The 14,638-nt window shown below is 38.2% G+C and carries 14 protein-coding genes; 3 read left to right on the top strand and 11 right to left on the bottom strand.

Annotated features, from left to right (window positions below; all coding sequences use genetic code 11):
* Positions 1-53: 53 nt before the first annotated feature.
* From I6E85_RS00310 to I6E85_RS00285, 6 genes are all read right to left on the bottom strand, one after another.
* The gene (locus tag I6E85_RS00310) at positions 54-1,166 is read right to left on the bottom strand and encodes a HupE/UreJ family protein (protein WP_024591827.1); all 1,113 of its coding nucleotides are present in this window, start codon (positions 1,164-1,166) and stop codon (positions 54-56) included.
* A complete protein-coding gene (locus tag I6E85_RS00305; protein ID WP_197236447.1) occupies positions 1,163-2,188 on the bottom strand; it encodes a hypothetical protein in 1,026 nt (341 codons plus the stop codon). Before I6E85_RS00305 ends, I6E85_RS00310 begins: the two co-directional genes overlap by 4 nt.
* A 65-nt stretch (positions 2,189-2,253) precedes the next feature.
* A complete protein-coding gene (locus tag I6E85_RS00300; protein ID WP_024591825.1) occupies positions 2,254-2,763 on the bottom strand; it encodes an Ig-like domain-containing protein in 510 nt (169 codons plus the stop codon).
* 11 nt (positions 2,764-2,774) lie between these two features.
* On the bottom strand, positions 2,775-4,367 hold the full coding sequence (locus I6E85_RS00295) for a DUF4331 domain-containing protein (RefSeq protein ID WP_197236446.1): 1,593 nt from the start codon (positions 4,365-4,367) through the stop codon (positions 2,775-2,777).
* A 158-nt stretch (positions 4,368-4,525) separates the two neighbouring features.
* Entirely contained in the window at positions 4,526-5,209 is a 684-nt protein-coding gene (locus I6E85_RS00290; RefSeq protein ID WP_197236445.1) for an anti-sigma factor, read from the bottom strand.
* Positions 5,206-5,736 (bottom strand): sigma-70 family RNA polymerase sigma factor, encoded by a 531-nt coding sequence (locus I6E85_RS00285; protein WP_197173712.1) that lies wholly within the window; start codon positions 5,734-5,736, stop codon positions 5,206-5,208. Before I6E85_RS00285 ends, I6E85_RS00290 begins: the two co-directional genes overlap by 4 nt.
* Positions 5,737-6,085: 349 nt before the next feature.
* Between I6E85_RS00285 and I6E85_RS00280 the strand changes: the two genes are divergently transcribed.
* Positions 6,086-7,705 carry a diacylglycerol kinase family protein gene (locus tag I6E85_RS00280; RefSeq protein WP_197236444.1) on the top strand — a complete coding sequence of 540 codons (1,620 nt, stop codon included), beginning with the start codon at positions 6,086-6,088 and terminating at the stop codon, positions 7,703-7,705.
* 50 nt (positions 7,706-7,755) lie between these two features.
* Here I6E85_RS00280 and I6E85_RS00275 read toward each other — a convergent pair whose 3' ends face one another.
* Positions 7,756-8,064, bottom strand: coding sequence for a VF530 family DNA-binding protein (locus I6E85_RS00275; protein WP_024591820.1), 309 nt, complete (start codon positions 8,062-8,064; stop codon positions 7,756-7,758).
* A 54-nt stretch (positions 8,065-8,118) separates the two neighbouring features.
* Positions 8,119-8,421 carry a DUF1496 domain-containing protein gene (locus tag I6E85_RS00270; RefSeq protein ID WP_101217044.1) on the bottom strand — a complete coding sequence of 101 codons (303 nt, stop codon included), beginning with the start codon at positions 8,419-8,421 and terminating at the stop codon, positions 8,119-8,121.
* A 138-nt stretch (positions 8,422-8,559) separates the two neighbouring features.
* Here I6E85_RS00270 and I6E85_RS00265 point away from each other — a divergent pair, with 138 nt between their 5' ends.
* On the top strand, positions 8,560-8,793 hold the full coding sequence (locus I6E85_RS00265; RefSeq protein ID WP_007375551.1) for a TIGR02647 family protein: 234 nt from the start codon (positions 8,560-8,562) through the stop codon (positions 8,791-8,793).
* Between the two features lie 11 nt (positions 8,794-8,804).
* Here the strand turns inward: I6E85_RS00265 and maiA are convergent, their stop codons facing one another.
* Together maiA and hmgA are read right to left on the bottom strand one after the other, a co-directional pair.
* A complete protein-coding gene (maiA, locus tag I6E85_RS00260; RefSeq protein ID WP_197236443.1) occupies positions 8,805-9,434 on the bottom strand; it encodes a maleylacetoacetate isomerase in 630 nt (209 codons plus the stop codon).
* Positions 9,435-9,436: 2 nt separating this feature from the next.
* Positions 9,437-10,738, bottom strand: a complete 1,302-nt coding sequence (gene hmgA, locus I6E85_RS00255; protein ID WP_024591818.1) for a homogentisate 1,2-dioxygenase — start codon at positions 10,736-10,738, stop codon at positions 9,437-9,439.
* Between the two features lie 151 nt (positions 10,739-10,889).
* Here hmgA and I6E85_RS00250 point away from each other — a divergent pair, with 151 nt between their 5' ends.
* Positions 10,890-11,321, top strand: coding sequence for a MarR family winged helix-turn-helix transcriptional regulator (locus I6E85_RS00250; RefSeq protein ID WP_024591817.1), 432 nt, complete (start codon positions 10,890-10,892; stop codon positions 11,319-11,321).
* A 52-nt stretch (positions 11,322-11,373) separates the two neighbouring features.
* Here I6E85_RS00250 and I6E85_RS00245 read toward each other — a convergent pair whose 3' ends face one another.
* Positions 11,374-14,493, bottom strand: a complete 3,120-nt coding sequence (locus I6E85_RS00245; RefSeq protein WP_024591816.1) for a TonB-dependent receptor — start codon at positions 14,491-14,493, stop codon at positions 11,374-11,376.
* Between the last annotated feature and the right edge of the window lie 145 nt (positions 14,494-14,638).

Raw genomic sequence — 14,638 nt, 5'->3', positions numbered from 1 at the left:
TAACCAAAAGTAAGCTAGCCAATACTTTGGCTAGCTTTTTTATTTTAGTCTATTTAAAAGCGCTCGATTGACCACTGAAGTGCAATGATTACGATAGCAACGGAGCCCATTGGCATTAACCACTTTTTATACCAAGTGTAGTGTCGTACATAAATGAGTATTGGTAAGGCTACTAGTAAGATACTAAGTTGACCGATTTCGACGCCTAAATTAAACGCCAATATACTAAGCAGCTGATAGTCGCTCGACAAGCCAAGCTCGCCAAGTACGCTCGCAAATCCCATCCCATGTAGTAAACCAAAAGCAAAAGTAAGCCAACCTAAACGAAGTACCAACGGCCACACATTATTTAATGCTGCAAATAAAACCGATATAGCAATTCCAAGCTCTACCCAGCGGCTATTTGGTGATACAAGGTTCATAGCTGTTGCGGTAAGCGTAATAGAGTGCGCAAGCGTAAACGCGGTTACTATCCATGCTGTGTGTTTAATAATTTGTTTTTTAGAGCTAATACCTTGCCATGCTTTATCGCTGCGTTTTAAAACACAGGTAAGTAACAGGGCGATTAAAAATAAAATATGATCAATACCAATCCAAATATGTAAAACACCCTGATACACGTATTGATTAAACGTACTTAAATAACTTGTTTGCTCAAAGCTGAACGTTTGTTGTGCCTCGTTGATATTAAATACACGAGATACACCGTTTATATTTACGATGGATTTATGATTGGCATCGGTATTAAAAAAAGCAGAATAGGAAAGGGAGATTGCTTCATTGTCATCACAGCTAAACAGCAACGGAATCACCAAATAAGGCTGGTTAAAATGGTTATCTAGCTGATAGATACCTTCACTTTTTAAAAGGCATGATTGCGCGTTTTGCGTGATATTTAAATTTTCTTCAATGAAGTTATTAATTGAGCTGCGTTTTGCTTTTATTTCTGCCCACGAAATTTGCCCGTTTTTATCTAAATCCAGAGGCACTGCGTGCTCTAAGTCGGCTATATTAATTTGCCAAGTACCCGTGTATTGGTTTTTGTTGGTGTCGTTATTGTTCTCGCTATTTAAGGTTATATAACTTGTACTTAGTTGATGGGCAAAGCTGTAAGTTGAAAAAATGCACAGCATTAAAGTGAGTATAAATAGATAAGGCGTTTTCATAGTGTATCTCGTTGCATCGCTTTTGCTTGAATAAGTAATTGCTCATCGGTGCTCATTTTAGCCTGCTGCCAATTAATATGAGCCCAGTAAAGTGCTTTTTCGCGATTTGGTTGTACATCAAGGTAATATTTAGCTAAGTCACTTGCATGAAAAGAATCTTTGCGAAGCTCTCGTAGTGTAACTCTTTGCGCTATTGTATTTTGCCATTTTTTATCGCGTTTATTTAGTTTTTTTTCTGCGATTGAAAGTCTTAGCAAAATAGCATCCTCTAAATTACTTTTATCAGGAAGCAGTACGCTTAATGTGTTTAATACTTGTTGTGGTTGATTTAGAGCAATTTGAATATCGGCCCATAAAACAATAAGGCTCACAGGGGCTTGAACTAAATCTACACTTTGTAAGTGAGACATAGCTTGTTTGTAGTTATTTAAACGGTAGCTCATTTCACTTAAAACATGGTTTGTAGCTAGGCTAGTTTGATTATTATTTATAATTTTTACTAATGCTTGGTAGCTGTCTAAAACGCTTTCTTGTTGGCTTTGTACATCGAGTACACAGGTGCTAGCAGTAATAGTGCTTACTTGCCCAATTAAGGCTACGCAGTGTTTTTTTGCTTGTGCGAACTTACCTTGAGTCATAAATATATTGGCTAGCAATAAATGGCTATTACTATGTTTTGGCTCTCCAATCAAAACGTTGTTAGCAATATCAATGGCTTCGTTGAAAAGGTGCTCTTTTTGTAAAACGCGAGCATATAAGTAACCAATTTGAGATGAGGGTGTTTGTTTATATAGCTGGGCTAAACGGGTTTTAAGTAGCCCCTGTAAGCGCTCTGTTTGGCCGGCATATTGGCTGTTAGTGACTAATGTATTTATTTCGTCAACAGAGAGGGAAGCACTAAGCGTTGAATTACTTTTAGCAATAACTGCATCATCTTTTGGGGTAAAAGGCGCAGCGCTTAACGCAAGGGGTGTTAGGCATAAAGTAATAAATGCGACGGACTTAAAAATTGATAAATGCATTATAAATATCCTTTGAAAAAAGCCATCCATGGCCTGTCAGCTTAATTACTTGTTTAGTTGCTAATTTATTTACCGTTTGTTGAAATCAATCCATCAACATCGGTATCGGTGTTTGTAAACACCCGACCGTTAACAGTTAACGGCTCTGCATTTGGGGCTTGATTAAATGCATCGGTTGCAAATTGAGCAAAGTCGACTTGTAGTGCGTCAATTGTAATGTTCACTGTTGCAGTTACTTGCGAATTAACGCCATCACTTACACCAAACATAAAACTATCTGAACCTGTCACTTCTTTATTCGGTGTATAGGTAAAGTTACCATCGCTATTAAGGGTAACAGTTCCAAGAGTTGGCTCACTTGTTAATGAGTAAGTCAGTGAATCGCCATCATTGTCGGTTGCGCTAAGCATATCGGTAATGCTTACTTCAGTTTGTGTAGTTAGCATTGCATCACTTGCTGTAGGCGCTGTGTTTACAACCGGTGTAGGCTGTTTTTTATCATCATCGCTACTACATGCTCCCAATGTTAATGCACTGAGGAGAACACAAATATGGGTAGTTTTTAAATTACGCATTATTTTACTCCTTATTTAGAGCCAGCAAGCGGTGTTGCAAGGTATGGGAATGATGAATCCATCATTGTTGCATCAATAGGTGCACCGTCTGTAAATGGCACTGTGCCTGTATTAGCATCCTCTGGTGCACAAAGTCCTAAATCAGTGCCTTCACCATTTACAGGAATAGGATGACATAAACGACCCATCACAACACGAAGTGCAATATCAACCACATCATCACCCGGGCGACGACCATTTGGGAAGCCGGCTAAATCATTACCCGCTACACCAAATGCAGATTGATCAGCTTGCGCTGTTGCTGCAATGCCTGTATTTAAACGTAGCATTTCTGAAGGTGTTACCGTAGCTTGTTGATTAACGCCTGCAAAACCTGTTAAAAATGCAGTGATTAAATCAGTACGCGGGAAGTTTGTGGGTGCCAGTGTTTCTAAGTTTGCGCCAAGGGTCGTATTAACAGCATCTTTAAACAAAATGTTTAATAACTCAGGTAGTGCTGGATGAGATACATAATCTAAAAATTGTGCATCATCTTTAGGGTGAGCAGTAGAGAATGTGTCTTTGTCTTTAATGCCAATTACAAGCTCGTTTACAAGCGGGCTACCCAAGCGTGAAACTTGTGTTAAAGCACCACCATTAACGGCGTTATTAGCAAATTTAGCATTAGGGTTTAATACGCGAGCTTGAGGTAGGCTTGCTGTTGTCCACGAACCTATTACGCCATTTCCTTCACCTACAACACAGCTTTTAGGAATTTCGATAGCGATTGACGTTACGTTTTTATCTGCAAGGTCGTCGTTATCAGCTGATTGTGTTATACCACCTGGAAAACCACCGCCGTCACCAGCACCAGGGGCGCTATCACCCTCTACAGGTACATAGTTAACTAAATCAAATGTTTTACCTAGGTTAACTACAAATGGGTCTTTACGTTGTCCTACAAAAACTTGTGCCATGCTTTCACAGTTAGGAATTGAAACCTGATACACAAATTGGTCAGCGTAAGTTTGGTAATCGCTCATTGAACCAAATGTTTTATTGCCCACATAATCAAGTGGTTTAGAAAATGTACTTGAGTTTGATGCTGTGTTGTTTAATACCCTTGTTTCGCCAGTACGCTGCGCGCCACTAATCATGCTTATTGTGTATGATTCGCTAAAATTTGCAGCACTGTCATCACCGGCAGATACACCGCCTACATTTTTAAGCGGTACAGACACGGTGCGTTGATTACCTTCAGGTCCAACAGTTAATTGCACACCTTGGTTATCGTTAGGAAGCATGCTTTTAAAGTTAAACGCAAATGTAATATCTTCAACAGCATCGCCGTCGTTATCTATATGAATGCTGTAGGTGGCATCTGGGTCCATTGCAAAGTAATTAGGACCGCCGTAGGCGTCTTGCAGCGGGATATAGTTAGCAATTAATGTTACAAAATCATCACGACCTTGCTCGTAACTATTAAATACATAAAAATCGGTTGAATCTAAAGTAGGGAAACGGCTTATATTTGGCGCTTCTCTGTGGCTTGATGCTTCACTTGGTGCACTTACAAACGTACTACATATTACTACTGCGAGTATTGATGGAGTTAAAGCTTTCATGACTTTGTCCTTTAGTTTTGATTGAAGTCATAGCTAATAACGGGGCAGGATTTAAATTGGATGCAAAAAAGTTAAATTATTTTTATTTTTTGTTAAAAAAGTTTTAGAGAAGGTTGGCTGCTTTAAGTAAACAGCCAACTTTAGTCATAATAGTAGGGTTATAAAAGTACTAGCTCTGTGGTGTAAAGTACTTCAGTAGGAGAACCATTTGGTGAGCCACCAATAGGTTCTAAGCTCACTGCTAACAATGCGATATCACTTGCGTTAAAGAGGTTATCTTTAAATAATATTTTACTGCCTTGCTTGGGAAGTAAACCCAGTGAAATAGGTGCATCTTGCCCTTTTAAAATCATCCACAACTCATAATCTTTATTAGTTTGGGCAACCAATTGGCTACTGGCTTTAATTGAGAGTCCTTGCTCGTTAACATTAATAAACCATAATGATTGTTTATCTTGATTTTGAACCAAAGCAATTTGTTGAGTGTGCATAACATTGGTACTAGGTTGAATAACCAAAAAGGCTAAAACAATACACGCAGCAGTTGCCACAAAAGACCATGTACGCCAAATTGAAGGCTTAGTATGTATGACTGTTTTACTTGTTTGTGGCCTGTTTTCAATACGCTGTAGTATATTTACCCATACCTCGTCACGTGGCGTTTGCGGTGTAATAGCACTCGCTAAGTTGTTTAGGTTTTGCTCCCATAGACTTGTTGCTTCACGTGCTTGATTTGAACTAAGTAACAGACGCTGAAAACGCTTACGGGCAAGCCCTCTAAGTGTGCCAAGCACGTACTGCCCAGCAAGCGCGTCTAATAGTTCGGGTTTATTATAATTCATAATGTTAAACACCTTTGTAGCTGCATAAGCCCACGCCTGATCCAGCTTTTAACTGTACCTAATGGCGTCTCTATATGATCCACTAACTCGCTATGACTCAGCCCCTTGTAATAAGCTAAGTGAATAGCTTGTTTTTGTTGAGGTTCAAGTTGTTCGATACAATTAACCAGTTTCGTTTCTTCATCGTAATTAACGTCGATACTTTCATTTTCATTTTCATATTCGTCATCGCCTAACGACTGCTCTTTTCGTACTTTGTGATAGCGCAGTGAGTCAAGGCTTCTATACCTAACTATACTTATCATCCAACTAATAACGGTGCCTTTAGAGGCGTTATATTCAGATGCGTTATGCCAAATTTTTATAAAAGCGTCTTGTAGTGCTTCTTCCGCATAAGCTCTGTTAGTGAGCATATTTAAACTAATAGCAAAAAGTTTGCCGCTAGTTTGTTGATATAAACTTGAGAAAGCATTTTTGTCTCCTTGTGCTGTTGCGCACAGAAGAGGGAGTAAATCATCGTTATCCATAGGGGTCCTGTTTTTCTTATTATCATTGAGTAAACGGTTGAGAGTGTGATTTGGATGCAAAAAATTTAATTGCTTTTTAGATTAGCTGCTTTATACGTTAGTACAAGCAATAACCGATCAGTGTTTGAAATTTAGACGTGTAAGTATAATTTATTCACATGTTTGTAAAAAATGCACAAAGAGCAGATTGCACTTAAATTTATTTTATTATTAACATTATATATCAATAGCTTATGATTTTAATTTGAATTTAAAATGCCATTTATATGGCGTGATATTTGCAAAAGAGTACATAAAGCCGTTTAAATTAAAATTAGAAAATCGGAATTATTTACACAAAGGAGAGACTATGTGGGCTGCAATTGGTTATTCACTTTTAGCATTACTACTTATTTTTATTGGTTGGGAAGTAAACTCTGTTTACTTTGCTATTGTTTTTTATTGGACTGCGCTGTCACTTTTATTAGTGAGTACCGCATATATTTTTAATACAGCAAAAATATTTAGAAAACGTGAAAATGGGGTGATCCCATTTTATATACGGTGGGCGTTTGTGCCATTTTTATTTGGTGTGCAAATTTATAATGCCTGGTCACGTAAGCACGATAAAGTGCCGCCAATTCAAAAAATAAATGAGAACCTATTTTTAGCTTGCCGATTATTTCCCTCAGACATAGACACATTAAAAGATAACGGAATTACTGCAATTTTAGACGTTACGTGTGAATTCGACGGACTCGAGTGGAGTTCAACACAAGAGAATATAAATTACTTAAACATTCCGGTGCTCGATCATAGTATTCCTACCCATTCTCAGTTAAATCAGGCTATTAATTGGATACATCATCATATTAAAGAAAACCGTCGCGTAGTTGTACATTGTGCTTTAGGCCGTGGGCGGTCTGTTTTTGTAATGGCGGCTTATTTATTGAGTCAAAACAAAAATGCAGATGTACATGAAGTACTTGCACAAATAAAAGAAACCCGCGAAACCGCAAACTTAAATAAGCATCAGCTTCGTCATTTAGCTAAGCGTCATAAAAAAGGTGAGCTGCTGATTAAAAACAAAGCAGTTTTAATTGCAAACCCTGTATCTGGTACACGATTATGGGAAGAAAAAGAGCACTTAATTGTTGCGCGGCTATCGGACTATTACGATCTGAAAGTACTCACTACTACAAAAGAAGTTAACGGTATTGAGCTGGCTAAACAGGAAATTGCGCAAAATCCGGATATTATTATCGCATGCGGGGGAGATGGTACGGTGGCCGAAGTTGCAAGCGTACTTGTAAATACACAATGTAAACTAGGCATCATCCCTATGGGGACTGCAAACGCCCTTGCGCATGTATTGATGGGTATTACCTCTAAATTTATTCCTGTTGAACAGGCTTGTGACTTAATTATAGATGGTCAAACAAGCATAATAGATACTGCTTATTGTAATAATGAATTAGTACTACTGCTCGCGGGTATTGGTTTTGAGCAATCAATGATAGAAAAAGCAGATAGAGAGTCGAAAAATAAGTCGGGGCAACTTGCCTATTTAAATGGTTTTTTTGAAGCGTTTGGCGAGCAAAAATCGCAGTTACTTAAAGTAAAACTCGATGATAATGAGCCAAAAGAAATATGTACTAATAGTTTTATTGTAGCCAATGCTGCGCCTTTTACAACGTTATTGGCTCAAGGTGGCGGGCAACCTGATCATAGTGACGGTCTACTCGATATAAATTGGTTAACACCAAATAATGAAGATTCAACCACAGTACTAAGTATTGCAGAGCTGATGTTTAGTAGCTTAACGCAAACACATTTAGCTATAAACTCTCATCATACAAATGCCAAAAGAGTAGAGGTTACAGGCGAAGGAGAGCTTAAGTACGTACTAGATGGTGAAGTTAAAACCGCTCAAAAACTAGTTATTACTATTGAGCCGGCTTCATTAAATGTGATTTGCAAAGAGCAATAAATCGCGCAAGTTATAATCAAAAAAGGAGCTAAATTAGCTCCTTTTTTACATCATTTTTTAATTGATGGCCAAACAAACCCTGTTGTATCCGGCGCTTGAGAAGATGTTTCTCTTGGTGCACTTTTTGGTCTACGAATAGGTTTGTTATTTATAGTGTGAATATAAAGTGCTTCCACTTTATCGCGAGCCCAAGGCGTTTTACGCAAAAACTTTAAACTCGATTTAATGCTGGGTTGATCAGTAAAACATTTAATTTTTACTTGCTCGCCAAGTGTTCTCCAGCCAAGTCGTTGCTCTAACTCAACAAGTATTTGTTCTAATGTTACCCCATGTAAAGGGTTTTTAGGTTGATTATTCATAGCCATACTACTTATTTAAACTGCATGCATTGTAGCTCAAATCAGCTTTTAGCGCTAATTCACAGTGATTGTTTTAGGAGCTGTTGGGTAAATAGCATTACCCTGTTTATCTATTTTAAGCCAAATGAGTTGGCTGTTACTGTGCTGGAGTGTTTTAGCACCGCACAAAAGTGTAAATGAGTGAATTTGTATTAATGCGCCTTCGCTATAGCGTTTGTTGTCGTACCAACAGTTAGATTCTTCATTTACAAACTGGTTTGCATCAATAATTGAATGGGTTTTAAGAGTTGTTGCTTCACTAAGTATTGAATACGATAAGCTGCTAAAACAAAAGCATAGAATTAAAAAGTTACGCATTAGAGGCCTTTAAATAGGGAGGGTTAAAAATAATACATTAAGCTAAAAAACGTGCTAGTGTAAAGTACACAAAGTGATTTTAATTATAAACTTAGTTACTCACAGAACAACTTGGATTCAAATAAAAAGGTGCACACAATGCAATTTAATCAAACAATGATCGAAGAATTCACACTATTAGCAAAGTTTCCTCGCGACAGTAAAATGCAGGGTATTAAATTACATTCAGACGCAGAGCCAAGCTTACTTAGCGCAGCGCAACGTTTATTTGAAAAAGGGATCATAGATAGCCCAGATGGCGGATATTTAACTGATCTGGGCTTAGATTTAATTGAGCACGTTACGGTTATTCATAGCGCGCTACAAAGTTAATCTAAATTAGCTTAATTTGCATCGGGTTGATTTTGCGGTGCAGCGTCATTAAATGCAGCTAATTTATTACAATGCTCGTAAATGGCTGCAATTTTTGGATAAGCGCTCATATCTACGTTAAAACGAATTGCATTAAATACTTGCGGCACTAAACAAATGTCAGCAAGTGTTGGTTGGTCACCAAAACAGTAGTCATTATTTTCGTTTAGCATCAATTCTATTTTTTCAAAACCCACTTCTATCCAATGTCGATACCATTTATTTTTAGTCTCGTCATCAACACCTAATTCGTTTGATAAATACTTCAGCACGCGTAAATTATTAACAGGATGAATATCGCAAGCAATGGCAAAGCTTAAGTTTCTTATTTGCGACTTTTGCCACGCAGTCCCAGTAATTAATGGCGATTGCGGATAAGTTTCATCTAGCCATTCCAGTATTGCAAGCGATTGTGCTAAAACACCATCATCGGTTTCAAGTGCCGGCAGTAACCCTTGCGGATTAGTCGCTAAGTATTCTTCCCCAAGCTGCTCCGATTTTAAAAGGTTAACAATAGCAAGTTCATGATCGATTGCTTTTAAGTTAAGCGCTATACGCACTCTATAAGCCGCTGATGAGCGAAAGTAGCTGTATAATTTCATAATTAATCCTGTGAACCTGTAAATTGTTTTTTAATAGTACGCCAGCAATCGGTGTAATTTGGTTGGCGCTCTTTACCTTCTAATGCATATTTTGTCGGTGAAATTATATAGCGCGACTCAAACATAAAGGCCAGTGTGTTTTCGTATTTTTGTGGTGTAAGCTCAGCGTTTGAGGCTTTTTCAAATACGTCGGCTTCAGGTCCATGTGGCGACATACAATTGTGTAAACTTGCGCCACCAGGTACAAAACCGTGCTCTTTTGCATCATACACACCTTCAATCAAGCCCATAAATTCACTCATAATATTGCGGTGATAATACGGCGGGCGAAATGTATTTTCGGCTACCATCCAACGCGGTGGAAATATCACAAAATCGACATTTGCCATACCCTCAGTAGCCGAAGGAGAGGTTAGCACAGTGAATATAGATGGGTCGGGGTGATCAAAGCTCACTGTATTCATTACATTGAAACGCGATAAGTCGTATTTATAGGGCGCACTATTACCCGTCCATGCAACCACATCAAAAGGAGAGTGCTTAATTTCACAGCTAAATAAATTACCGTTAAATTTAGAAACAAGCTCAAAGTCACCCTCTTTATCTTCAAAGGCCGCTACAGGGTATTGAAAGTCTCTGTCGTTGGCATAACCGTTTGCACCAACAGGTCCTCGCTCTGCAAGCTCTAACGCATGGCCATAATTTTCACAAATATAACCACGGGCTGTATTATCAATTAAGTCAACAGAGAACTTAATTCCTCTGGGAACTACAGCAATTTCACCCGGTTTAATGCTTAACTTACCGCACTCGGTGTGAATTAATAACTCACCTTGCTGAGGGACAAACAACATTTCGCCATCGGCATTACAAAAGTAACGCCCTTGCATTGACTGATTAGCGACATATACATGAATGCCAATACCAGATTGCCCATTAGCACTGCCATTAGCTGCCATAGTTACTAACCCATCAATAAAATCAGTAGGCTGTGAAGGCATATCAATAGGATTCCAACGTAGCATTGTTGGTGGTGTTACGGCTTCAGTGATTGGGGCTGTTCTTATTAGGCCGTTATCAATTGCTTGGTAATCACCTTGCACTACAGACGGACGAAGGCGGTAAAACCAAGTGCGACGATTTGAAGCGCGAGGAGCCGTAAATGCAGTCGAACTAAATTGCTCTGTGTATAAATCGTATTTAACTTTTTGTGGGCTAAATTGTCCTATTGGCAGTGCACCGGGTAGCGCTTGTGTTTCAAATTCATTACCAAAACCGGTCATATAACTTAATTGTGTCGCCATTACTGACTCCTGTGAGAGGGGGTTGGTTTAATATTATTTTTATTTCAGTTAAGATACTCTCAAGTGAGACTAATATCAAATGTGCAACTACGCATCCGTGTAAATATTAATGAACACTAAAGTAAGCCTTATAAAGCTGGGATAACTAAAAATGAAAATTGATTTAGCAACGTTTTTACCTTATCAATTAACGAATGTAGCAACACGTGTAAGTAATGACTTTGCCGAGGTTTATCAAACTAAATACGGTTTAAATATTCCGCAGTGGCGAATACTTGCTAATTTAGCGCAGTATGGTCAGAGCAACGCAAAGGATTTATGCACGCAAGCAAATATGGACAAGTCGACAGTGTCGCGTGCGGTAAAAGTTTTAATAGATAAAGGTTTAGTGAAAAGTGAGTTAAATGCACAAGATAAACGCGCGGCCTTACTTGTACTGAGCAAAGCAGGGCAAAACTTATATGAGCAAATAGCACCCGATGCACTGAATTGGGAAAAACAATTACTGAATACTTTAACCAACGAAGAATACGAAGTGTTAGTGGGTATTTTTGAAAAGTTAAATAACAAATTAAAGGCATAAAAAAGCCCACCAAAGTAGGCTTTTAAAAGATGTTTTAGGCTACAGTTCTAAATTAGAAAGTGTAACGAACACCTACACGCATTTCCCAAAGAGATGCATCACGTTGAGTTGTGGTGCTTGCGTTATTCCCGTTAAAGTTTGAATAAACGTAACGGCCTTGGTCATCAATATCTGTTGAAATCATACGAGCACCAACGAAAGGACCTTTTTTCAGTACACCCCAATCATCGTTTAACATATTAGTTAAGTTATCGATTACGAAGAATGCTTCACCTTTATGGCCATCCATGAACCCAGGTACTTCTTGAGTTAGCTTAAAGTTAAACTTAACAAACCAATCAGAGTTTTGCGCGTTACGACCTGAAATTTCACCACGTTTTAATCCTTCAGATGCAATGAACTCATTAAATTCATTAATCTCATCTGCTGACATGTTATAAACAACGTTAGGATCGTTTACTAACGGTACATAAAGTAGTTGGCGAGAATCATTTGAATTAAAATCACCAAATGTATCTTCATCGTTACCATTAAATGTGAAGCTGTAAGGCAAGCCTTTGTATGCTTCACCAAATAAATTAAAGCGAGTGCTATATCCATCGATAAATTCATGTGTGTAAGCAAGGTTTAATGTAAAGCGATGAGGTATTTCATAATCTGATGAAGATACACCAGGATCTAACGGGTTAGACGTTGCCAAGTTACCGTAGTTAGAGCTCGCTGTTGAACTTGTCATTGGGTTAACATCATCAGCATCTGTATAAGCATATGATAGTTGTACTTTAATACCGTTATCGAATGCTTTGCTTACAGCTGCAGAGATAATTGAAGTTTCACCACTGTCACCATTAACATTTGTTAAAAGTAAATCACCGTCACGTCCTTCAATAGAGGTTAAAATTGGACGACCATCAAAAGTAGTAGTACCACTGTCAGTAAGGGCTTGGTCCATTAACGTTGCTGCATCACGCTTTTTGGTGTAGAGATAATCTAATGAGATTACATATTCGTCTTCTGTTGTATAAGTAGCCCCTACTGAATATTTCCATTCCGATGGGATTTCAAAATCAGAAGCTACGGCGTTCGTAAAGCTATCTCCAGAACCGATTACTGTGTTAGCTACTTTATCAAACTGTGATTGTGGTACATCAAAACCTGGTTTTCCACCATTCACATTTGGTGTAGCAAATAAATCAATAGATCCAAACTGATTTGCGCTAATATTTGTGATGCCGTCGTTTGAATATGAGTTAGATAACCACACATTCGGATTACCACCTGAAAATAAGCCCAAACCTGCGCGAACTTCAAGTGCATCAGTTGCATACCATTCAAAGCCAATACGTGGTTGAACTAAATCCACACCATCAAATGTTGATTGGTTACTGAAACCATAACGTGCAGTATAGTTTTCATTTAAAGTAGGCTTGTCATCGCTAGTGTAACTGTCGTAACGAAGACCAAACGTTAGTGATGCATCAATGTCTGAGAAGCTATATTCATCTTGAATATAAAAAGTATGTTGAGCATATGAGAAGCTAGCGCCGGCATCTGCAGCATTATTCGTACCTGCGGCATTATTGTAGAAAATTGCACTTGCAATTCCTGCTTCGTAATCATCAATACTTGCAAAACTCCATTCACCTTGCGTGTGTTGAACGAATTGGTTAAATACTTCTAGCTCTTCATACTCGTAACCAGCTGTTATCGTGTGCTGGTCAAGGTAGTAAGTACCAGCAAGTTTAAATGTAGTTGTATCGTAATTTAAATCGTTTGATTGACGAGAATCATCTGGACCTAAATATACTCGACCTCCATCCGATGTGTTTACTTGGAATTCACCAAAGCTGCTTGCAGCATCAAGTGATTCAACACGTGCATCTAGTTCCGATTTACCTAAACGAACTTCAGTTGAAAAATCGTCATTCCAGTCTGAGTATAATGAACCGATGATTGAAGTAAATTCTGCACCTTGCTCATAAAAGTGACTATCTAACGATAGGCGAGTTGAACCAGTATCTGATTGAGATAATGTAAAGCCGTCATTATAGTTATAAACTAAGTTAGCACGGTGAGAATCGTTAATGTTCCAATCTAATTTAATTAATATTTTTTCATCTTCTACAGGTGCACTCGAAGGAGTGGTACCTGCATCATAACCATACACATTTTGTGAAATTTGTTGGATACGAGCTAAGTCGCTTTCAGAAACACTTGAACCTAAAGGGTCATAATTGAATTGTGCTACCCCTTCTAGCTTTTCATATGAAGTATATAAAAATAATGAATCTTTAATTAGAGGTAAGCCAACATTAAAACCGTAGCGTTTTTCATTATAACTACCGTTATCAACGTCTTCGCCTTCAATTTTATCACCTTTCATTGAATCATTTGTGTAATCGAAAAACACGCCACCATGAATTTCGTTGCCGCCAGATTTAGTTACAGCATTGATGTTACACGCTGTAAATCCACCGTACTGAACATCAAATGGTGCAAGTTCTACAGCTACTTGCTCAATTGAATCAAAAGAAAAAGGTGCGCGAATAGTAGGGTAACCATTTGAGCTTAAGCCGAAGTTATCGTTCATACGAACGCCGTCTAGCGTTAAACTATTAAATTTTGGATTACCGCCACCACAGTTAATAGTGCCGCGGCTATCATCTATTGCTACTCGTGGATCAACACGAATGATATCTTTTAAATCACGGTTAATAGCAGGCTGATTCTCTAGATCTGTAAGTGTGAAAGTAGACGCCGGACCAGTACCGCCAGACATAGAGCTAATTGGCGCGCCAGAAACTACGATTTGTTCCATGCTTGATTGTGACTCAAGAGAAACGTTTACTGGGTAATCGTTACCAATATTAAGAATAATGTTATTGAATTCTTGGTCTGCATATACATCTGAATCAACAATTACTTTATAAGGACCGCCAACTCGCAGGCCTTTAGCTGTGAAATAACCAGCGTCATTTACTTCAGTTGTTTTTACTGATCCAGAAGGTACGTGTAAAATTGTTACTTTAGTGCCGGCTGCTGGGTTGCCGTTAGGCCCCATTACTTGACCTTTAATTGCAGAGGTCGTTTCGTTAGCCATTGCAGCGCCACTTACACCAACACATGCTGCAATAGCAAGTGAAAGAGCTGTTTTGCGTAATTGAGTTTTCATTTAATTTTCCCGTGTAGTTATTAATTAAATTTTTATATTTTTATTTTAAAATTTTTCAAAATAAACAGTTAAAGTTCATTTATTCAAAATCCGTTACTAGTGTACCTTATTTATTCGTTACAAATAAAATACAACTGCAATATAT

This window comes from Pseudoalteromonas sp. NZS71 (assembly GCF_015864715.1).
GTDB lineage: Bacteria > Pseudomonadota > Gammaproteobacteria > Enterobacterales > Alteromonadaceae > Pseudoalteromonas > Pseudoalteromonas arctica.
The sequence above is the reverse complement of the archived record's forward strand: the minus strand, read 5'-3'. Positions and strand labels throughout refer to the sequence as shown.